Origin of the sequence: Pantanalinema rosaneae CENA516, from assembly GCF_050753385.1 — a bacterium.
GTDB lineage: Bacteria > Cyanobacteriota > Cyanobacteriia > Leptolyngbyales > Leptolyngbyaceae > Pantanalinema > Pantanalinema rosaneae.
The window spans coordinates 29,439-50,911 of sequence record NZ_JBLZFZ010000049.1 but is presented as its reverse complement, the minus strand read 5'-3'; the positions used below and the strand labels follow the sequence as shown (position 1 = coordinate 50,911).

The following is a 21,473-nucleotide window of genomic DNA, read 5'->3' as shown; positions in this document are numbered from 1 at the left end:
AGATGTGTATAAGAGACAGCATCCCCTCCATCTCCCCACTCCACCTCTGCCAAATCACTGATCTGCACATCCCGCAGAATTTGGGGCAAAATTTGTCGTGCTGTCTGACCGGGAAAGAGGGTGAACCAGTCTCGATCGTTGTGCTGCACTTGCCAGGTGACGTGGGGATGACAGAGGGCGAGGTGATGGATCGTGTTCTGGATAGCACGTAACTGTTGGGGGATGGGAGGTAAACCCTGCCGTCGAGCTTCCCAGGTCGCAAATAATTGATCCGCCGTGACGATTGTGCCGGGAGAAATTGCCGTGGGTTCAAGCTGTACTGCCTGTCCCAGGGCATCGTAGGTACAGTGCCAACCCATCTCCTCGGTACTCGATCGACTGGCAATTTCCAACTGAGCTAATTGAGCCAAGCTATGTAAGGCTTCGCCCCGGAATCCCAGGCTAGTAATGCGCCAGAGGTCATCACAGGTACGAATTTTACTGGTACTATGCGGGGTAGCGGCTAGCTGCAAATTTTCCAGGTTCATCCCGATACCGTTATCGACCACACGAATGCGCCAGCGATCGCTCCAGATTGCAATCACAAGCCGAGTAGCGGCGGCATCCAGGGCATTCTCGATTAATTCCCGTACCGCCGCTGCCAGGGAATCAATCACTTCCCCCGCCGCAATCAAATGAATGACTTCTGTCGGTAAGGCTTGAATGCCAGTCATAGAATGCACACCTGCCCAGGGGAGCAGAACAGTGGATAGAGCCGAACTCCTTTATTCTGGCGTGTGTCTGCCCCATCCAGACGAACGATCGTCAATGATCTCAAAAAATATTGGTGATGCTCTTTCAACTTGGCACTAAGACAGCATATACTGGAAAATCTGGCTAGAATTTTTTGAGAAATTCCGAGGAAGTTCAATGTCGCGATATAGAGGTCCGCGCCTCCGAGTTGTACGTCGTTTGGGCGATCTGCCCGGTCTGACCCGTAAAAGTGCCCGTCGGGCATACCCCCCTGGTCAACACGGTCAGGCACGCAAGAAACGCTCTGAGTACGCGGTGCGTCTGGAAGAAAAACAAAAGCTCCGGTTTAATTATGGTCTGAGTGAGCGGCAACTGCTGCGTTATGTGCGGAAAGCTCGTCGTGCCGCTGGTTCCACTGGACAGGTGTTGTTGCAACTGCTGGAAATGCGGTTAGATAACACGGTGTTCCGGATGGGGATGGCTCCAACGATTCCAGCCGCCCGTCAGTTGGTCAATCATGGTCATGTGACGGTCAATGGTCGTGTGGTTGATATCCCGAGCTACCAGTGTCGTCCCGGTGAAACGATCGCCGTTCGAGATACTGAGCGCTCCCGAAAGTTAGTAGAAACCAATTTGCAATATCCCGGTTTGGCAAACCTACCCAGCCATTTAGAGTTCGATAAATCCAAAATGGTGGGTAAGGTGAATGGAGTGGTTGAGCGTGAATGGGTCGCCCTCCAAATTAATGAACTTCTAGTGGTTGAATACTATTCTCGGCAGGCGTAATTCTCTGCAATTACGTGCCTTTACCGCGGCATTTTATCAATCTAAAAGCCCTTCTGATCCTGTCAATCAGAAGGGTCTTTATTGTCGGTATTTATTTTCCTCCCCTGGTCTTTACCCCCTCTCCCCCCTGCCCTACTGTGTACACACAAATCGAGCCTGACTTCGTTTACATTTTTTTAGCCCCCTAAATCCCCCAATTCTGGGGGACTTTGAATCGTTCGGCCCCCCAGAATTGGGGGTTGGGGTGCGGTTCGTCAGTGCTTTAGCTAGATTGGATCACTTGTGTGTACACAGTAGCCCCCCTGCCTCAATGGACGATCGGCTCCGGATTCACCGCAAACGTTAACACGGTTTCATCCACTCCCTTGAGCTTTAAGGGACTGCATTTCGTAATCTCCTCTTCTTCCAGGTAATCGGCAACTGCCGCCGACACCAGAATCTTATTGGGGTCAGCGAGTTGTTGAATCCGTGAGGCGATATTGACGCTGGGACCGATCGCGGTGTAGTCCGATCGCTCCGAGGAACCGAACATGCCTACGACTGCCGTTCCCTGGTGAATGCCACAGCGGAATTGCACTTGACCGATCCCCTGTTCTTGCCAGCGCTGGTTCAGGCGATCAAGCGATCGCCGCATTTGTCGAGCGGCTGCCACTGCCCGTCGCACCTGTTCATTCGGAGTCAGTTCTTCAGGGGCACCAAACAGTGCCAGAATGGCATCGCCCATAAACTTATCGACGGTGCCCCCATTATCAAAGACAGCGCGGGTCATTTCAGCGAGATATTCATTCAAGACTTCTGCCACCTTGCGCGATCGCAGAGTATTTGAAAGCTGGGTAAACCCGACAATATCGCTAAACAAAACAGTCATCAGTCGGGGTTCTGGACGTAAATCCAACAACAATTCCCCTTTCGCCGCCCGTTGCACCATCGAAGGCGGCAGGAATCGTTTCAGCACCGATTCGGTCAGATAGGTGTTCAATTCCGCCACCCGTTGTTCATTTGCCTTGAGGGCGAGCAAATTGCGGACTTCGGCTAATAGTTCTCGATCGTTAAACGGTTTCGATAAATAGGCATCGGCTCCCCGTTCTGCACCCTCGATCCGGGTATCTTCATCGACTTTAGCGGTTAAGAGGACGATCGGAGTGCCCGTCAGGTCTTCGTCTTCCCGAATCATCCGAATCAGATCCAGCCCAGAGACTAAAGGCATCATTAGATCGGTGACAATCAAATACGGTCGCAGATTTTGCGCCATTTGATAGCCCTCTGCGCCATTGCGAGCCGTCCAGGTGTGATAGCCCTGTTCTCGCAGAATTCCCGAAACGTAGCTGCGGAGATCGGGATTGTCATCCACAATCAGGATGCGAGGAACCGACGTATCCGTAGGTGGCAATAGGGAATTGGCGGCATAAGTATCTCCGGGTTGCAGTTTCTCCTGGTCTTCGGTGGCTTGAGATTCCATATCGACATCTGCCAGTTCGATCGCGGCTCGACTAGGTTGAATCTCTGTCTGCACATCAATTACCTGTTGGGGCGGCAGATGGGCAAATCCCGCTTGCAGCCAGATCGTGAAGGTGGATCCCTGACCATAGGCGGAATCCACTGCCACTTGTCCACCGTGGAGTTCAACTAATTCTTTCACCAAGGCTAAACCTAACCCACTGCCCTCATAGCTACGGTTGGCTGAGCCTTCGGCTTGCCGGAAGCGCTCAAATAAATGGGGAATCTGGTCAGGACGAATGCCAATCCCCGTGTCGATGACTTTCAAGACACAATGATTACCGGCGGGCTGGAGACTAACGGTAATGCTGCCCCCCGCTGGCGTAAACTTCATGGCATTTGACAGCAGGTTATACAGTACCTTGTCAAATTTTTCCAGATCTAAATACACCCCAGGACAAGGTTCCAGGTGCGTCATCAGCGTAATGCCTTTCCGTTCACAGTAGAGTCGGAAGGAATCGACGGTTTGGGTGACAAAATCGACCAGATCGCAGGGACGGAAACTCGGTTGCATCCGTCCTGCATCTAACCGTTGCAGATCCAACAGTTGATTGACTAACCGCAGCAAGCGGCGGGAACTCCGTAAGGCAATCACCGATTGTTCATAGCTCAGACCTTGATGTTGATTCACGGCTGATTCGAGGGGCCCGATCGTCAGCGTCAGTGGAGTCCGAAACTCATGGGAAATGTTTTGGAAAAATTCCGTCTTTTGCCGATCGAGTTCCAGTAATTGTTCTGCCTGTTGCCGAGTTTTTTGGTACAGTCGGGCTTGCTGAACCGCGATCGCCGCTTGAGCCGCAACGGCTTGAGCCAGTCCAATTTCGGATAACTGCCAGCGACGGGGTTGCAAATTTTGCCGTAACGAAATGCTGCCAATGATCCGACCATCCGACAGCAACGGCACGACGAGCAGCGATCGGGTCGAATACTGAAACGGATGCTCGGTAATGTTCATCTCTGGATAATGTTCCAGATCGTTCAGCACCACTGGCTGTTTCGTCAGCATTAATTGCTTCAGCACTGGATTACCCGCGATCGGCAAAATCGATTGCGGTAAGCCGCGTGACAATTCGGCGGGTGGGATCGGCTGAGCGTATTTCGCCTCAGACTTGCCAGGAATGGGGTATGGCGATTGCGTGGCATCATGCAACCCTACACACTGAACAAACTCATCTTCCTCCGTCCACAACGACAACACACAGCCATCGGCATGGAGGGCTTGCCCCAGTTGTTGGGTGATCGCCGCAAAAATTTCCTGTGGATCGAGGCTAGAGCGAATCGCGGCTGTAATCGCATTAATCAGAGACTCTCGCTTTGCCAGCGCTTGCAGTTGTTCATAGGCGCGGGCCTGCGATAGGGCTAAAGCCGCTTGACTGGCGACCATGCTCAACAGTTGCACTTCATCATCCTGCCAGGGGCGCGGTTGTCCACATTGATGCAACGCCAGTACGGCTAGAACTTCCTGTTGGTATTGCAGTGGTACCAAGATGCTGGCATGAATACCAAGCTGCTGATACGCCTGTCGGCGTTGCTGAATTTTGGTATCCTTTCCTTGCCAGCGATCGTCGGTATCAATCTCTTGCAAAACCTGAATCTCTTCCGTTGCCCAGACGGTTTGTGCCAGCATGGTTTTCAACGAAGCGAGATGTCCATTGCCAGGTTCAGATTCCACCATGGGAGGGTGACTGAGTTCAATCCCGGTGGCTGAGGCGGCGATCCCATTGCCCCATCCCTGAGGCTCTTGCCCCCCTATATAGGGATAACAATCCTCAACTCGCCCATCCTGCATGGGACAAACAATGCAATAGCTCACCTCAAAAATATGACCGACGGACTCCCCGATCGTTTCCAAGATTTGTCGATAACTTAAGGCGCGGCGAATGGAGGTTGTGACCGCATTCAAGAGCGACTCTTGCCGGAGGGATTTCCGCAATTCCTGCGTTCTAGCTTTGAGGACGTTATGGGTATCCACCGCCTGCCGCACGACGGCCTTGAGTTCCTCATCATCCCAGGGCTTGGTGACATACTTAAACACCTTGCCAGAGTTGATGGCTTCGACTAAGTCTTCGACATCGGTGTAGCCAGTCAGAATGATCCGAATAATGTCGGGGTACTGAGTTGCCGTTAAACTGAGAAACTCTGTACCACTCATCAGGGGCATCCGTTGATCCGAAATAATCACTGCCACATCCCCTTCTTTCGCCAGGATGTCTAGCGCCGTAGGACCATTTTCGGCTCTTAAAACTTTGAATTCCCGATGAAAAGTGCGGTACAGCAAGTCAAGATTATCTGGTTCATCATCCACTACCAGAAGTTTTGGCTTGCTACTTAGTTGGACTTTCATGAACCGCGCTCCTGCTACAAGGGCAGTCGGATAAACAATCTTTTAGTGGTGCGGGACAGCATCAGCCTGAATCCGTTAAATCCCTGACACCTCAAATTTTGGAGCCATAGCTGGCAGGGCGCTTTCCCCTTGCTCACCTTCCCCATACCACTATCGCACTTCGAGAGAAGTGCAGCCATGCTCAGTAGTACACCCCAATGCGATCGGTTTTGATCCCAACACCAAGTGGTTGCAACCCAACGTTCCCCTGCTTGATTGTAGGCAAACTTTCTACAGGCTAAGATCGATCGGCTCCAGAGCCAGTTTTTAGTAGCAATGATAAAAGAGAAAATAGAAGCTGGAATATTCAAACGACAAAACCACAGTCCTGACTGATCAATGTTCTTGATCAGATTGCCCAAAATAAGGCATTTGTTAACCTCATTGACAGGAACGATCGAGAGAAAAAATTAGTGAAGCAGATCGGTCATAATCGTAGATACTTAATTCTAATCACTGTGGGGATCAAAAACGCGCGATCGATGTAGTTCATCACGCTTGGAGTATTTCTAGCCATGCGCTGTCCTTTCTGCCAGCATACAGACAATCGGGTGCTTGAATCGCGTTCAGCAGAAGCGGGGCAAAGTGTCCGTCGTCGCCGGGAATGTCTCAAGTGTGGGCGGCGGTTTACTACCTATGAGCGGATTGAGTTTGTTCCCATTACAGTGATTAAGCGGGATGGCGAACGGGAATCCTTTGATCGCTATAAATTGCTCCGGGGAGTGGTGCGGGCTTGCGAGAAGACGAATGTGCCCTCGGCTCATGTGGAGACTTTAGTAGATGAGATTGAAGCCGAACTCCAACAACGGGCGGTGCGAGAAGTCGCCAGTAGTGAGATTGGTGAGTTGGTTTTGCAACGGTTACGGGAGTTGAGCGAAGTCGCGTATATTCGCTTTGCGTCTGTATATCGGCAATTTCAAGGCATCCGAGATTTTGTTGACACCCTGAATCATTTACAAAATGCCAATGCGTTAAACCAAGAGGTGGAACCGAGGCATCATGGACATGCAACGATCGCGGACGCTGGCATTGGGTCTGATCCGGTTGTATCTGCTTCCTCGCAATAACCGATTTCTGCCAATCCAGTGACTTTAACACCGTAATTGCCTGGAAGATGGGCTATCCCTGTCTTAGGGGATTGGCTTTTCAATCAGGTATTCGCTGAGATCAGGATTTTTGGTGCAAACACTTATATCTGTGTCCCAGACTTGAGGTAATATAGATCTTCCGAGCTATCGATTGCTTTAGGTCTGATCTCCTACAATAAAAATTGGAGGAGTGTGGGTGTAGCGGCACAGTATTTAGTGTGCGTGTACATCGACAGGAGGAATATTAACGGAGCTAATTACCAGGAAACGATTCGCATGGTCAATCAGGACACTTTAACGACAGACGTTGGTTTTACACACGAAGATTTTGCCGCCCTACTGGATAAGTACGACTATCACTTTAGCCCTGGTGATGTCGTCGCTGGAACCGTGTTCAGTCTGGAACCAAGGGGTGCTCTGATTGACATCGGCGCGAAAACGGCTGCTTATATCCCTATCCAGGAAATGTCAATCAACCGGATTGATGCCCCTGAGGAAGTGTTGCAGTCGAACGAAACCCGCGAGTTTTTCATCCTTGCTGATGAGAACGAAGATGGGCAATTAACTTTGTCGATCCGCCGCATTGAATATATGCGGGCATGGGAACGGGTGCGCCAACTCCAAGCAGAAGATGCCACTGTGCGTTCGATCGTGTTCGCAACGAATCGGGGTGGGGCGCTAGTCCGGATTGAAGGACTGCGTGGGTTTATTCCCGGTTCTCATATCAGCACTCGCAAACCTAAGGAAGAACTTGTTGGCGAAGAACTGCCCCTGAAGTTCCTGGAAGTGGACGAGGAGCGGAACCGTCTGGTGCTTAGCCACCGTCGCGCCTTAGTCGAACGGAAGATGAACCGTTTGGAAGTGGGCGAAGTTGTGATCGGCACAGTGCGTGGGATCAAGCCTTACGGTGCCTTTATCGACATCGGGGGTGTGAGCGGCTTGCTGCACATTTCTGAGATTTCCCATGATCACATCGATACCCCTCATAGCGTCTTTAATGTCAATGACGAAGTGAAGGTGATGATTATCGATCTGGATGCGGAACGGGGTCGGATCTCCCTTTCTACCAAGCAACTGGAACCAGAACCCGGCGACATGGTGAAAAATCCTCAAGCGGTGTACGACAAAGCAGAGGAAATGGCTGCCAAATATCGCGAACAAATGTTGGCAAAACAACGGGGTGAAACTGTAGCCGTGGGTGTTGCGCCTGAGGTGGAGGTGGTTGCGGAAGAACTAGAAGAACTGCCACCTGCGATCGAAGAGGAAGAGGTTGGCTAGCTAGCCGCAATACTTTGACTTAATTAAGAGAGAGGGTTCGCCCTCTTTTTTTATGGCTATGTGGTTGATCGAGTCACCAATTGGTAGAGGAGGAACAACTGTGGCAACAATTCAGTGTGGAACGGTCACGTTTGCCAATATTCAAGCCGTAATTTTTGATAAAGATGGGACGCTGGCAGATGTTCAGGATTACCTGAGACATTTAGGGCAAAAGCGGGCTCGGTTGATTGATGCCCAAATTCCCGGAGTGCAAGACCCATTATTAATGGCATTTGGGTTTGAGGGCGATCGCTTAAATCCCTATGGCTTACTGGCGGTTGGGACTCGGCAAGAAAATGAAATTGCGGCGGCGGCGTATGTGGCAGAAACAGGACGAGACTGGATCGCGGCATTATCCCTGGTGCGATCGGCATTTGATGAAGCGGACAAAGTTTTCAAGCGTAAAGCGGATAGCACCCCTTTATTGGAAGGTGTAGTGCCGACGTTACATCAACTGACTCAGGCAGGGGTCGCGATCGCAATTTTGTCGTCGGATACCACTACCAATGTCCAAGACTTTGTAGAGCGCTATGAACTGGGTGGGTTGATCCAGGTAGCTCAAGGAGCTATGGATGGCTGTAGTAAGCCCGACCCCGCCGTACTCCTGCACACCAGCCAACAGTTAGGAGTCGTACCCGCATCGATTCTGGTGGTTGGGGATTCTAGTGCTGATATTGCCATGGCAAAGGCGGCTAATGCGGCGGGTAGTGTTGGTATAACCTGGGGTAGGCGTGATGTAGGAACATTGGCGATCGCAGATACTTTAATTGCTCGACTAGCTGATATTCAGGTTAGAGCTTAGATCTAAGCCATTCCATCCTGGGATAGTAATATCAGGAATTTTCCGAACTGTAACATTCAAACTTCCTATGGCATCAAGCTTTTACGAGGCATCTCCCTGAGTGTCACCAGCAATGCTATGATGCTGTTCACGCAATGTGATGTTTCTTAGTCGTACTTAAGAGAGGAGCCGCCCTTGTCTCGCCGTTACCTGTTTTCCTCAGAATCTGTTACTGAAGGTCATCCTGATAAAATTTGTGATCAACTCTCAGATACCATTCTGGATGCCCTGCTGGCTCAAGATCCGATGAGCCGAGTTGCTGCCGAAGTGGTTGTGAATACGGGGCTAGTGTTGATCACTGGCGAAATTACCTCTAAGGCACAAATCAACTATATTGATGTTGCCAGACAGAAGATTGCTGAAATTGGTTACATTGGGACGGATAGCGGTTTCTCTGCCAACAGTTGCTCGGTTCTCATTGCTCTAGATGCTCAGTCGCCGGACATTGCCCAGGGGGTAAATGCGGCTAAGGAAACTCGGGAACTCGCCAGCGATGAAGAACTCGATCGCATTGGGGCAGGGGATCAGGGCATTATGTTTGGGTTTGCGTGTAATGAAACCCCAGAATACATGCCATTGCCAATTTCTCTAGCTCACCGGATCTCTCGGAGATTAGCGGTCGTGCGGAAAACGGGTCAGTTGCCTTACCTGCGACCGGATGGCAAAACCCAAGTGACGGTGCTGTACGAAGATAATCAACCGATCGGGATTGATACGATTCTGGTGTCTACTCAACATGCACCGACCATTGGTGACATCACGGATGAAGCGGCAGTCCAAGCCAAAATCAAGGAAGATCTATGGACGAATGTTGTTTTACCTGTCTTCTCTGATTTAACGATCAAACCCGATCAAAACACCCATTATCTGGTTAACCCCACGGGTAAATTTGTGATCGGTGGTCCTCAAGGGGATGCGGGCTTAACGGGACGTAAGATTATTGTGGATACCTATGGTGGGTATTCCCGTCATGGTGGTGGTGCCTTCTCGGGTAAGGATCCCACGAAGGTCGATCGCAGTGCTGCCTATGCCTGCCGCTACGTCGCGAAAAATATTGTGGCGGCTGGGTTGGCAGACAAGTGTGAAGTACAACTGAGCTACGCGATCGGGGTAGCTCGTCCAGTCAGTATCATGGTGGACACGTTTGGCACAGGTAAAATCCCCGATGAGCGGATTCTGGAATTAGTGAATCAACACTTTGAACTGCGTCCGGCGGGAATTATCCAAACCTTTAACCTGCGTCATCTGCCTGCCGATCGCGGTGGTCGCTTCTATCAAGATGTGGCGGCTTACGGTCACATGGGGCGGACGGATCTCGATTTGCCCTGGGAACAAACGGATAAAGTCCCTGTGTTACAAGAAGCGGCACAGCGATCGCTCTCTGCGTCTATCAACTAGTTCTCTGAAATGGCATGAAATAGACAGGATTCAGGCTGGCGGTTGAAGATCCGTTGGGGCGGCTCTCCGGTGGATAAAAGAGGTCTTCCCGTCCAGTCTGCCCCTTGAGACTAAAGCAAGATGTTGATCGCTGAGGTGTTTACCTGACGATCGGCATTCTGGTTTTACTTATTGCCCACATCCGATTCGGCTTCTAATTCCAGTTGCTCTGCTGCATCTAAACAACTGACCACCCGGTTGCGTCCCGAGGATTTAGCTCGGAGCAGATTTTTATCGGCTCGCTTGAGCAGGCTATTCCCTTTCATGTCATCATTGCGTTCCAGGGAAGCGGTGCCAGCGCTAATGGTGATGTTTAGATCTAACGTTTCATCGATCGAGAAGGGCTGATCACTAATTAATCGACATAATCGGCGAGCGACTAGCAGGGCTTCCTGTTGGTCAGTGCTACTAAGAATAATCACAAATTCTTCGCCACCGTAGCGAAAGAGCGTGTCACGAAATCTCAGGTTGTGGCGTAAGCGACTGGAAATTAACTGTAAGGTGCGATCGCCGACGGGATGACCGTAGGTATCATTAATACTTTTAAAGAAATCCACATCCAACATGATCAGGCTGAGGGCTTCGTTACGAGTCCGGGCATTTTGCACTTGTCGAGGCAGTTCCCAGTCTAAGGCTCGGCGGTTATTCAGTTCCGTTAAGGGATCGGATAGGGCGATCGCGGACAGAATATCATTGGTGCGCATAAGTTCACGATGATTCCGCACCATGCGGAGTCCGGCGACAATCTGCGATCGTAATAAGCGATTTTGATGCGCGAGTACGGTACTACTTAAGGGTTTACCCTCAGGATCGTTTTGGGGTAGCCATAGATAAGCATCGGCTCCACTTTCTAGGGCTTCCACTCTAGATTCCATTTCCCAATTGCGATCCAACCAGGCTGCTTCCAACATTTGGGCGGGAATATCTAGCAAAAGGCAGTAAATCCACGCTAACTTAGTTTGCTCTTTAATCTGATGGCATAGCTCTAAGCTCCCTGGCTGACTGCCCTGAAGAATAATTAAATCTGGCTGTTGTGCTTGCACTAGCGGTACAGCCTCACTCGGCTCGGAAGCGACCTCTACAGTGCAACTCACCACATTACGAAGCCGAGCCAGAAGTGTGGATAGAAAGTCGTCACCTCCAACTAGGAGAATCGAAGCATCCATTGACGTTTCAGTGGCTCCGTCTGAGCATTTCAGTCGTAACTTCAATAGGGTATAAGGTTTCTACCGATAGCAACAGATTGACTGGCACGGTGTTCCTCCTCAGGATCTGAGTAACTTCAGGGTGAGATGAGAGTAAGTGTAACTAAACATACCCAAAACCTCAGTATCTACGCGCAAATCTCATCTTTATTTGCCTCAAAATATTCCTAGATCAGTGAAATTAGTTAAATAACTGAATTAATTAGAAACATAATCGGAACCTTTCATCCTAGAAATGGATAGTTTAGATTGACTAATATTATTTGCTTTATTAGCAGAGAAATCGTGTGACAGAATTTCAAGTGGCTCATTCAAATCGGGTGATAAACCTGAGTAATTTCTACTGTAAGATACGACATCGCTCTAACTGAGAACGTTCTTCTCTCAGACCCTACTGATTCCTGCGTCAGGATGAGTGGGGGGATGAGGGTGAACTATTCTCTAGTGTAAAAATTGCTGGTATGAATGAAATCACTCAATTGTGTAATTATGCTGAAGCTGACTTGATAGAATGCCTGTTTTAACGAGGTGATAGAAAAAAATCGGTTATTTTCGCTACCGGCTATTCCGTATTGGTGAACGGTGGCTGCTCGGAATGAATCGATGTTCCTGGCTATAATTGGCAGATTGTTAATGATTGCATAGATCAAATGTGTTGAGTGATTTTTGAGGTAATCGTGCAAAAGTGAGGAGATTAGGGCACTCTATAAGTGGAAGATCGAGAACCCTCGCTTCCGAAATTGACCTGAGGCGAACTAGCGACTTGGGTTGAGCGAATGGTTCATTTGAGCAAGTCAACTTAATTTGAACGATCGCTAGGCTAGTTCACATAACGTCTCAATTGATACAGGTGCATCGCTTGGCTACTTATGGCTTGCGCTCTACTCTACTACTGATACACTCGTGACCTGAACTCTGTTTGCCGGTGATGATCCTCATGGAAAACGAGATCCTGACATCCGATCTAAGGGGCCACCGAACACTCGCTACCGTTGTCTTTACGGATTGCGTAGGGTTCAGTGCCAGAATGTCAGTGGATGAAGACCATACACTTGACCTGATCCGTCGTGACCTAAAGTTAATGAAGCGGATCTGTGAACAGCTTGAGGGGCGTGTCCTCAAGTTCACAGGTGATGGGCTATTAATGTGCTTTTCTAGTGCTGTAAAAGCGGTCGAATGTGCGATCGAAATTCAGAAAGAGATTGCCGAACATGCGGCGACGCGATCGGCAAACGATACGCTGAAACACCGAATCGGCATTCATCTAGCCGATATTTTCATCACGGAAACCGATGTAATGGGCAATGGTGTGAATATTGCGGCTCGCTTACAGACGGAAGCTGACCCTGGGGGAATTTGTGTTTCCCAGACGGTCTATGACGTGGTCAAAGCCAATCTGCATCTAGAGACACGCTATTTGGGGCCCCGAGAACTGAAAAATATTCGGGAAGTGGTGCCGATCTACAAAATTTTGTTGGAACCGGAACCGCAGTTGGCTGATCCCTACAGTCAGGTAGTGCGTAACCTGGAACGCAATCCTCATCTAGCCCGAATTAAAAAGCTTTTATTTTATGTTTGTAAAAACCGTTGGGAGAATGATCACCAACAATTAGATGCCCTGACGATTCGAGATCTAGTGCAAGAACTGCATCAGTTAGCGCCCAGCCCAGAACAATTGCGCGGATTTTTGGATGCGGCGGTCAACACGCTGAGTAAACAAACGGAGTATTCTTTAATCGCCAATATTATTTTAAGTGAGGTTGCCCAACTGAATGCGGATGAGGCTCAATCCCGGCGAGTACGGTTGGCTCACGCGGCGGGTGATGTGACTCAAGCGATTAGTATTCCCGATTTACCAGCAGAAGATTTACCGACGATCTACGATCGCGTGGCGCAAGAATTACAACAGCATAGTGATGTTCTACCCCGGGCCAAAAAACTGCTGTTTTATGTGTGCCGACGGCGATGGGAGAATGATCAGGTGCAATTAGACAGTGTGAGTTTGCCCAGGTTAGTACAGGAACTCCATCAACTGGCACCAACCTTTGATCGCTTAAACAGTGTGATCTCCAGCTTTGTCCAAACCCTGAATAAACAAGCTGAATATTCCCTCATTGCCAATTTATTGCTGAGTAAATTGCAACGGCTGTATGAGGGAGCCTCGACTCCGTCTGTCCCTGCTGGCGGACAGCCGACTGTCGTTACCACAGGTCCAGCTTCGCCAGAATCGCCCCCCCTACCATCGTCCACGTACCAACTCGACCTCTCAGAACAAACCGATCGCTATAAATTTGTCGCGGCGGCACTTGATCGTCATCCCGATCACCTGCGAATCAAGAAATTGATGCTCTATGCCTGCCGGATGCAGTGGGAGAGTGATCCGGCGCGGTTAGCGAGTTTAGGTACAGCCGCCTTAGTGCAGGAACTCCATAGTCATGCGTTGACGCTGGAGCAATTACAGGCAACCTTGGGCGCGATCGTCAAAACCGTCAGTAAACAAGCTGAATATGCCGCGATCGCCCGAGCTACCCTCAGTCACATGAGTCTCTTATATACGGCTCAACCCATGCCTGTTGCAGTTGCCGCTTCGCCCCCAGAGCCGATCCAGGAGGCTGAAGTCAGTGCACCGCCGGTCAGTCCATCGGCTCCATTCACGCCGCCACCGGCTCAACCGCCACCGCCAGCCCAACCGCAGCCGCTCAGTTTATTTGATATTCGGTTGGGGATTATGAAGTATGCCAATCCGCTGCGGACAAAAATCCTGATTTTTTCTGCCCTGCATACTGACTTTACCTACAATCATCAGGATTGGCTCACCTTAAAGATGTACGAGTTAGATGGCTTACTCCGATCGCTGCTTTATACCTGTAAAACCTATACCGATCTAGAGCTTTTACTGTATGAAGCCGCACGACGGCTACAGGAGCCTGAGCAAAATGTGCAGACGGCAGATGCCTTGATTAAAGCGCTGCGATCGCTCTACTTACATGGCAGTCCGGCAGCACTGCTGGGTGAACCGGATGAAGAGACGCGGTTAGGTTTAGATGAGTTTGAGCAAACCACCTTAGAATTTGCCAAAGCTCATGATGATGAGGACTATACCTGTCAGTTAGCGGCTCCCCCGGCGGGGTTAGGGGGTGAACCAGCCGAGGCAACGGTGTTGGAAGCTTCCCCTTCCCACCCCAATGAGCGAACTCATTTAGTTGTTAACCCCGAACTGATGACCGATCCAGCCACTGAACTCAATGATCGCACCCATCCTCTGACCACTTCGCCGCCTCGTGCCGCTGCTCCTGCTGATACCGGCGATCGAACTCATCTCCTGCCGACAACCAACCCTCATCCAGTAGCAGACGAAGTCAAAACTCCACCTGGCTAGCTGGAAACTCCGCCCGAATCTGTCACAGACTGACTAACTGCAACCCAGGGGTGCTATGGATGTCAATGAGTTGTTAACCCGATATAGCGCTGGCGAAGTTGATTTCCAGGGGGAAAGCCTGAGTGGCATCAACTTAAGTGGAGCCGATTTAATTGGGGCTGATCTGACTGAGAGTGATCTGCATCATGCGAGCTTGATCTTTGCCTACTTGAACCGGGCAAACCTGAGCCGAACTAATTTAATGGGCGCTAAATTGAGTGGCGCGAATCTCAGCCAAGCAGAATTAATCAATGCCAATCTTCAGGATGCCGATTTACATGGCGCTATCCTGTATGGAGCCGACCTGCGGGGGGCAAATATTACCCTGGCAAACCTCCTGGATGCCAATTTAATTAGTGCTGACCTGCGTAATGTGAATCTGGCGGGTGCTAATCTGCGCGGAGCCTGCCTGCGCGGAGCCAATTTACGGTACGAGAAACGGTGCTATGACGGGGCAAATTTGCGGGGAGCCGATTTACAGAATGCCGATTTACGGGGCGCGAATTTGAATGGAGCCGATCTGAGTCGAGCCAACCTGCGTAAGGCAAACTTGAGTGAAGCCAGTTTGCGGGAGGCGAACCTGACGGGGGCAAATCTGAACGGGGCAGATTTACGCGGAACTTTCCTCACTGATGCGATTTTGGTGGAAGCGAATCTCAGTCAGGCGAACATTACCAACGGCAAGCTAGAGCGGGCGAATTTGACCGAAGCTAACTTGATGGGTGCTCAAATGAATTGGGCGTTATTAGCCGCTGCCGTGTTAGCAAAAGCCAAGTTGAATAAAGTCACGTTGAGATCTGCCCGACTGAACCGAGCCGATTTGAGTCGGGCAGATCTACGGGAGGCTGACCTGACTGAGGCAAGTTTAATTGATGCCTACCTGGGGCGAGCGGAACTCCGAGGCGCGAATTTAACCGATGCTAATTTAGCAAAGGCGGAACTCAGTAGTGCCAATTTAGCCGGAGCCGAACTGCGGGGCGCGACGATGCCGGATGGTTCGATTCATGAGTGAACTACGCCAGTCATCTACTCGCCAGTGATGGAGAGCCCTTCCACCCAGATGCGCGGACAAATTCCGGCGGGGGTCAGTTCGGCATGATCCTCAATATAAAGAATGGATTGCAGCACTTGTAGAAAGTCACCGGCGACGGTAGCCGATTCAATACTGGTGCGTTGACCATTCTGGATCAGCCAACCATCAAACGGGAGTGAGAAAGACCCCTGAAGTGCCTGCACTCCGGCATGGAGGGCATGGAGGTCATCGATCAACACCACATTATCAGCCGTCTCTAGACTGTAGGTTTGGGCTGGAGCCGCTTCAGAAACCACATGGTAAAAATGGGGGCTGACCGTCACCTTCGCGCCAATGTTGGCATGTCCAGTTGGTTGTGTGTTAAAGCGTTTGGCAGTCCCAGCACTATGTAAAAATCCGCTTAATACGCCATTGGTCACTAACGGAGTGCGGCGAGTGGGCGTGCCTTCACCATCAAAGGTGGTAATTGCGACATTATCGGGATGCAGCGCATCATCATAGACCGATAACAGGGGCGAGGCGATCGTTGTACCGAGAGACTCCGGCGTAGAGAGGCTTTGTTTATCGAGAATGTTTTGGGCGTTAAACAGGTTAGAAAACGCATCCAACAAACTCAGGAAGGCTTCGGGGGAAAAGACGACGGTGTATTTACCACTGGCAATCTTTTCATAATTGAGATGGCTAATGGTTTTGTCCAGAGTTTCGTTCAAACACCCCTCAATGTCGAGTGTGGGAACTCCCCGACTGAGGCGGAAGGCTCCCGCACTGCGCGGCTTTTTCCCCTCTTGCTCGGTTTTGCTATAGAGGTAGATCGAGGCGGTCGAGTAGGCTTCTGTCCGCAGGGAACCGGCACTATTGAGATAAAACCGATCGACTTCCCGTTGTGCCAGCCCGTTATAGGGAACCGAGACGATCGCCAGATGCCCGTTGACTAATCGCTGCTCGACATCAATTAAATGATCAAGTAATTCAGGAACCCCCACAGGGGCAACTTTATCATTTAATTCTTTGGCTAATGGCTCGGTGGCCAACGGACTGAAATCCGGCACATTCTCCTTCACCCCAAAGAAACTGGCTTCGTAGGCCGTTTTCAACGCCAACTCCAGTCCAGTTGGATCAACATCCGTAGTGGAAGTAATGCCCATGGTGCCAGCTTCATTCCAGACTCTAACCGTGACACTGGAACGATTTGAGGCTTTCACCTGATCGGGTTTACCTTGATCGACTTTGGCACTGGTTTCGTCGATCGTGGAACCAAAAATGTCGAACTTAGCAATTCCCAGTTTCTTGGCTTCTTCCTGGGCGTGGCTGGCAATCTCTTGAATCTTGGTCGTCATAGTGGCTAATACTTTGTAGCTAAAAGTCCAGAAGGTCTAGTCTCTAAAAGTCCTCACATTTGGGAACTTTGAAGCCTATCAATTTTCCCTGAAGGCTACCGTGTATACAAAAGTCAAGTCGGACTCCGTTTAAGTTCTCTGCGCCCCCTTTTCTGGTATGCCCGCAGGGCTTTAAGCCCCCAATACTGGGGGACTTTGAACGACTGATTCCCCCCAGCATTGGGGGGCTAGGGGGCAAAATGCAGAGTCCTGACAAAATCCAAGAAATGCGTGTACACAGTAATCCGAAAGGGAAAGGGAACGAGATTCTATATAGAATCTATGGTTTGAAGTTAGCGTCCGCCCACGGTAATCGAGTCCACCTTAATGTGGGGTTGTCCCACGGTGACGTAGACACTGCCACTGACGGAACCGCAGAAGCCTGCTGCCAGATCCAGATCATTGGAACACATGGAGATTTTATTCATGATCTCCTTTGCTTCCCCGATTAAGGTGGCACCTTTGAGGGGTTTGGTCAGCTTACCGTTCTCAATCAAATAGGCTTCATCCACAGAGAAGTTAAACTGTCCGGTGGCTCCGACACTACCGCCGCCCATCTTTTTGCAGTAGATCCCTTTGTCGATCGAGGCAAACAGATCATCAACCGCGTAATCTCCGGGGGCAATATAGGTGTTACGCATCCGGGAGGCGGCGGCAAAGGTGTAATTTTGGCGACGACCACTACCGGTACGGGGATGTCCGGTTCGCAAATATCCAGCGCGATCGGAAATGAAGTTTTTCAAGATCCCTTTTTCAATCAACAACGTGCGTTGAGCAGGCATCCCTTCATCGTCCATGTCGATCGTGCCAAAAGCATCATCAGTCAGTCCTTCATCCCAGGCGGTTAAACTTTCGTGGGCAATCTTCTCACCTTTCTTGTCATGGAACGGAGTCGTGCGTTTTTCCACCTGGGTCGTTTCCAGCAAGTGCCCACAGGCTTCATGGAAGATCACGCCACCGAATTTATTCGCCATGACGATCGGGTAAGTGCCCGACTCAACGTAATCGGCATACAGCATTCTACCCGCCGACTCTGCCACACTTGCCGCGACTGTTTCATAGTTCCAATGGTGTAAGAACTTAGGATCGCCAGTGTTGCCTGCCCGTTCACTGATCGACGTGCGATGGGCACCATCCGCACACAGCAAACTGTAGCCCACCGATTGGGTCAGGCGAATATCTCTGGCGAACGTGCCATCACTGGAGGCAACTAACACTTCCTGCCAATCTCGAAAATACACGGCGCGGCGGGACTGGACATGGGTGGCTTTTTTCGACAGGCAATCGTTAGCGGCTAAGAGAATATCGCCTGTTTCCCGCATGGAACTGCATTGGGTTAGCCAACTATCCTTACCCCGGAGGTTGCCATAATCCCGTAGGGGTTCCAAGTTGATCTCTGGAACAAATGATCCTGGTGCTGGCAGTTGCAAGCCCAGAATAGATAAACCTTTTTCTAAAGCCGTTTTGAGTCCAGTAAACGACAGGTCATTGGTGCTGACGTAGCAATCGGCAGTGCCTCGGAATACCCGAACTCCTGCCCCTGTAGACAACCGTGGCGAAATGCTGGTGATGGCATCATCCTCTGCCAGACTACTGATGTAATTCACCCGCTCTAAGAAAAATTCAACAAAATCGGCTCCGGCTGCCCGCCCTAATCCCAGCAAAGTCGCTAGGGGAGATGCCCAGGTCGCATCGAAGCGATCGGGCGTAAATGTATAGTCCAGATGGGGCAGTTCTTTGGAGCGAAGGAGAGGAGTCGCAATCATAAATCAGCCTCGTTGTCTGCGATCGGCAATCACGCGGGTACTCTTTTCCCACTATAAAGGGCATTTGGGGAACATGGCAGAGACAATTGCCAAGCCGAGCTTTATCAGACTTTTAGATTTCAAAATTAAGCTGGAGATAAAGAATATTCTTGTAGTTGAAAGAGTGTAACTACCAATGAAATTGCCCCAGATCCGACTGAAAAAGTGGATACGGTATGGTTTACTGAGTACCCTAATCGCCGTGGTGATTGCTTGCCAACTCCAACCAACCAAGCCGCTAGCGTCCAACTCAGTTGCCGATTCGGGGTCAGAGGCAATTTCCGCACCCAAGGAGAGTGTCTCCCCAACGGAGACAACGTTACCGACTCAGCCTGTTAGTACGGCGGTCGATCGCCTGGTGGATATTCACTCGATTAATCCTAAAATTCGGCTTGATATTCGTTACGCGACACCCAATAACTTTACTCGCCGTCCCCTGTATTCGCAGGCGCGGTGCTTATTGCGAGCGGCGATCGCCGCAGATTTAGCTCAAGTCCAGGTGGATCTGGAGTCCCAGGGATTGGGGTTAAAGGTCTATGACTGCTATCGTCCTCTGGCGGTGCAACGCAAGATGTGGCAGATTATGCCAGATAGTCGCTATGTCGCTAATCCTGCTGTTGGTTCTCGCCATAATCGGGGGTCTGCCGTGGATGTCACCCTGGTCGATCGCGAAGGGCAAGAGCTAGAGATGCCAACCGATTTTGATGATTTTAGCGATCGGGCGCATTTGGACTATGCGGGGGGCAGCGCCCAATCCCGCCGCAACCGTCAAATTCTCCACCAGACGATGACTCAACATGGGTTTATTGCCCTCCCTACGGAATGGTGGCACTTTGATGGGCAGAATTGGCAACAATACCAGGTGATGGATGTCCCGTTAGAAAACGTGAAAGTCTAATCAATTTATCCCGGTGACGGGGCGAGAGTTATGAACTTTGGTCGGTAACTCGGAGCATTTGGGGAAATTAGGGCTACAGTAGTGCAGACATTCACCTCATCGATCGTCCGAGCATGGCAAACCGCTCCCGTCATGTCGCTACTAAAGTTGTCCCGCGATCGGCTAAACAATCTCCTCCCGCCACCATCCGACCCTCTGCCCCTCGAACGCCTGCCAAGCCTAAACCTGCGAAAAGGTGGCAGTGGGGCTGGTTTTGGTCATTGCTATTGTTACTAGCGGCTGGAGGGTGCATTTTCGGAAGTGTCCGGCTCAGTATTCAGTTAATTGTGAATCCCCAGCAACTACTCTGGATCAATCAGTGGATACCGGGTTGGATTCCGGCGGAAGTGAGTGGAGCAAAACCACCTAAGACCTTAGCGGAACTGAGGGCTGAGGTGAAGCGGCAGGAACAAATCCTGGGTGAACCCTTACCATTAGGGAAAAATCAGAGTGCTTGGGATGGTAGCCCCGTTACGGATGTGTTGATTCCCGTGTTAGCCAAACGCCCGAATTGTTCTAACCATTGTGAGCAAATTGTTGAACTCCGACTGTATCAGGCAAGCTCGATCGCCCCATCTCTTCAAGGACAACCGGAACAACGCTATCAATTGATCAACCAACTCCCGATCGCTGGTTTAGAAGAATCCTTTGTGATTGCGCCGTTAGTCAATGCTAGATCGGTGGATCAGGGTTCCAGTACGGTGCTACCTCTAACAAAATGGCAACGGTTTGAGGGGAAGGTGCCCCAACCTGGAGTCTGGTTGTTATTGAGTGGGCAGTGGGATCAGGGAGATGCCACGATCGCCTACGGACAGGTAATTTACTACAATCCCGAGCAGTTACATCTTAGTGCCAAGTTACCGTGGACCAGTCCCGCCGGACATTTACCGGAGTGGCGAGAAATTACTGGCGAGGGTACGGCTGAGTTGGTTGTGGATCAAACGATCGGGATGGAGCCACAGTTTGAGATTTATCAGGTCAAACCGCTCAACTTCCGACCCAGTCCCCTGCAACTGGAGCCGATTTCCCTGGCGGAATTTTTCCTCAGTGATGCCACATACCAAACGGCATTGACTTTAGCACGTGGGGGGTTATGGTCGGAAAGCTGGCAGTGGTTCCAGACGTTGACGCAGGCAGGTAAACCTAAGCAATGGTCTGCCCAGGCTCAAGCCCAAATGGATTTGGTGCGTTGGCACAGTCAAGCGACCGAAACCCAGGCAAACCAATCCTGGGCAAGTCCCAGTCAGCAAGTATTAGCGGATTTAATCGATGGACGTTGGGCGAATGCCTTGCAGGTGTTTGAATCCTCGCCAGAAACCAGCCTGGAAACCCGAACGTTGCTGAAAGCGGATGTGGGGCGGCTAGAAAAACGCGTGAAAGCCGCATTACGGGTGAATCCCAGTCAGCTAGAAGCGAAAACCTGGGGGGCTCTCTGGGTCGCTGCTCGGATCGATCGCACTCGGGCGATCGCCTGGTTAAAGCAACAACCCAAGACAAAACCCGGTGACATCACCAAAATTACCAAGCTGCTGCAACGGCTGGAGTCATCTCCGCTTGATCTGCCCTAAGCCTAAAATCAAGGAGTTGGAAAACGCCGCTCTTCCCTGTACCCTATTCC

The 21,473-nt window shown here is 50.6% G+C and carries 14 protein-coding genes; 9 read left to right on the top strand and 5 right to left on the bottom strand.

Going from position 1 to position 21,473, the window contains the following annotated elements:
- Window positions 1-713, bottom strand: a 713-nt coding sequence (gene mutL, locus ACN4EK_RS23540) for a DNA mismatch repair endonuclease MutL (protein WP_431660752.1), incomplete at its 3' end; no start/stop codon positions are given.
- A 196-nt stretch (window positions 714-909) separates the two neighbouring features.
- On the opposite strand from mutL, the gene rpsD reads away from it, so the two are divergent.
- A complete protein-coding gene (gene rpsD / locus ACN4EK_RS23535) occupies window positions 910-1,518 on the top strand; it encodes a 30S ribosomal protein S4 (protein WP_431660751.1) in 609 nt (202 codons plus the stop codon).
- Between the two features lie 307 nt (window positions 1,519-1,825).
- On the opposite strand, the gene ACN4EK_RS23530 is transcribed toward rpsD, so the two are convergent.
- On the bottom strand, window positions 1,826-5,359 hold the full coding sequence (locus ACN4EK_RS23530) for a response regulator (RefSeq protein WP_431660750.1): 3,534 nt from the start codon (window positions 5,357-5,359) through the stop codon (window positions 1,826-1,828).
- A 590-nt stretch (window positions 5,360-5,949) separates the two neighbouring features.
- Here ACN4EK_RS23530 and nrdR point away from each other — a divergent pair.
- The 4 genes from nrdR to metK all read left to right on the top strand — a co-directional run bounded on the left by nrdR (window position 5,950) and on the right by metK (window position 10,042).
- Entirely contained in the window at window positions 5,950-6,465 is a 516-nt protein-coding gene (gene nrdR / locus ACN4EK_RS23525) for a transcriptional regulator NrdR (RefSeq protein ID WP_431660749.1), read from the top strand.
- A gap of 297 nt (window positions 6,466-6,762) precedes the next feature.
- A complete protein-coding gene (locus ACN4EK_RS23520) occupies window positions 6,763-7,764 on the top strand; it encodes a 30S ribosomal protein S1 (RefSeq protein ID WP_431660748.1) in 1,002 nt (333 codons plus the stop codon).
- A 100-nt stretch (window positions 7,765-7,864) separates the two neighbouring features.
- Entirely contained in the window at window positions 7,865-8,605 is a 741-nt protein-coding gene (locus ACN4EK_RS23515; RefSeq protein ID WP_431660747.1) for an HAD family hydrolase, read from the top strand.
- Window positions 8,606-8,779: 174 nt separating this feature from the next.
- Window positions 8,780-10,042 (top strand): methionine adenosyltransferase, encoded by a 1,263-nt coding sequence (gene metK / locus ACN4EK_RS23510; RefSeq protein WP_431660746.1) that lies wholly within the window; start codon window positions 8,780-8,782, stop codon window positions 10,040-10,042.
- A 164-nt stretch (window positions 10,043-10,206) separates the two neighbouring features.
- On the opposite strand, the gene ACN4EK_RS23505 is transcribed toward metK, so the two are convergent.
- On the bottom strand, window positions 10,207-11,247 hold the full coding sequence (locus tag ACN4EK_RS23505) for a GGDEF domain-containing response regulator (RefSeq protein WP_431660745.1): 1,041 nt from the start codon (window positions 11,245-11,247) through the stop codon (window positions 10,207-10,209).
- A 967-nt stretch (window positions 11,248-12,214) separates the two neighbouring features.
- Here ACN4EK_RS23505 and ACN4EK_RS23500 point away from each other — a divergent pair.
- Window positions 12,215-14,665 (top strand): adenylate/guanylate cyclase domain-containing protein, encoded by a 2,451-nt coding sequence (locus ACN4EK_RS23500; protein WP_431660753.1) that lies wholly within the window; start codon window positions 12,215-12,217, stop codon window positions 14,663-14,665.
- A gap of 55 nt (window positions 14,666-14,720) precedes the next feature.
- Window positions 14,721-15,716, top strand: a complete 996-nt coding sequence (locus ACN4EK_RS23495) for a pentapeptide repeat-containing protein (protein ID WP_431660744.1) — start codon at window positions 14,721-14,723, stop codon at window positions 15,714-15,716.
- A 14-nt stretch (window positions 15,717-15,730) separates the two neighbouring features.
- Here the strand turns inward: ACN4EK_RS23495 and ACN4EK_RS23490 are convergent, their stop codons facing one another.
- Together ACN4EK_RS23490 and ACN4EK_RS23485 are read right to left on the bottom strand one after the other, a co-directional pair.
- A complete protein-coding gene (locus ACN4EK_RS23490) occupies window positions 15,731-17,074 on the bottom strand; it encodes a TldD/PmbA family protein (protein ID WP_431660743.1) in 1,344 nt (447 codons plus the stop codon).
- Between the two features lie 332 nt (window positions 17,075-17,406).
- Window positions 17,407-18,879: a TldD/PmbA family protein gene (locus tag ACN4EK_RS23485; RefSeq protein WP_431660742.1), complete on the bottom strand. Its 1,473-nt coding sequence runs from the start codon at window positions 18,877-18,879 to the stop codon at window positions 17,407-17,409.
- Between the two features lie 175 nt (window positions 18,880-19,054).
- Between ACN4EK_RS23485 and ddpX the strand changes: the two genes are divergently transcribed.
- Both ddpX and ACN4EK_RS23475 read left to right on the top strand, forming a co-directional pair.
- Complete coding sequence (gene ddpX / locus ACN4EK_RS23480; protein WP_431660741.1) at window positions 19,055-19,816, top strand: D-alanyl-D-alanine dipeptidase; 762 nt, start codon at window positions 19,055-19,057, stop codon at window positions 19,814-19,816.
- 113 nt (window positions 19,817-19,929) lie between these two features.
- Window positions 19,930-21,423, top strand: a complete 1,494-nt coding sequence (locus tag ACN4EK_RS23475; RefSeq protein ID WP_431660740.1) for a hypothetical protein — start codon at window positions 19,930-19,932, stop codon at window positions 21,421-21,423.
- Window positions 21,424-21,473 lie beyond the last annotated feature (50 nt).

Excerpts from the sequence above, each read along its gene's own strand:
- ACN4EK_RS23495 (WP_431660744.1), top strand. The coding sequence starts at position 14,721 with ATGGATGTCAATGAGTTGTTAACCCGATATAGCGCTGGCGAAGTTGAT.
- ACN4EK_RS23500 (WP_431660753.1), top strand. The coding sequence starts at position 12,215 with ATGATCCTCATGGAAAACGAGATCCTGACATCCGATCTAAGGGGCCAC.
- rpsD (WP_431660751.1), top strand. The coding sequence starts at position 910 with ATGTCGCGATATAGAGGTCCGCGCCTCCGAGTTGTACGTCGTTTGGGC.
- ACN4EK_RS23475 (WP_431660740.1), top strand. The coding sequence starts at position 19,930 with ATGGCAAACCGCTCCCGTCATGTCGCTACTAAAGTTGTCCCGCGATCG.
- ACN4EK_RS23520 (WP_431660748.1), top strand. The coding sequence starts at position 6,763 with ATGGTCAATCAGGACACTTTAACGACAGACGTTGGTTTTACACACGAA.
- ACN4EK_RS23485 (WP_431660742.1), bottom strand. The coding sequence starts at position 18,879 with ATGATTGCGACTCCTCTCCTTCGCTCCAAAGAACTGCCCCATCTGGAC.
- ACN4EK_RS23490 (WP_431660743.1), bottom strand. The coding sequence starts at position 17,074 with ATGACGACCAAGATTCAAGAGATTGCCAGCCACGCCCAGGAAGAAGCC.
- ACN4EK_RS23530 (WP_431660750.1), bottom strand. The coding sequence starts at position 5,359 with ATGAAAGTCCAACTAAGTAGCAAGCCAAAACTTCTGGTAGTGGATGAT.
- ddpX (WP_431660741.1), top strand. The coding sequence starts at position 19,055 with ATGAAATTGCCCCAGATCCGACTGAAAAAGTGGATACGGTATGGTTTA.
- ACN4EK_RS23505 (WP_431660745.1), bottom strand. The coding sequence starts at position 11,247 with ATGGATGCTTCGATTCTCCTAGTTGGAGGTGACGACTTTCTATCCACA.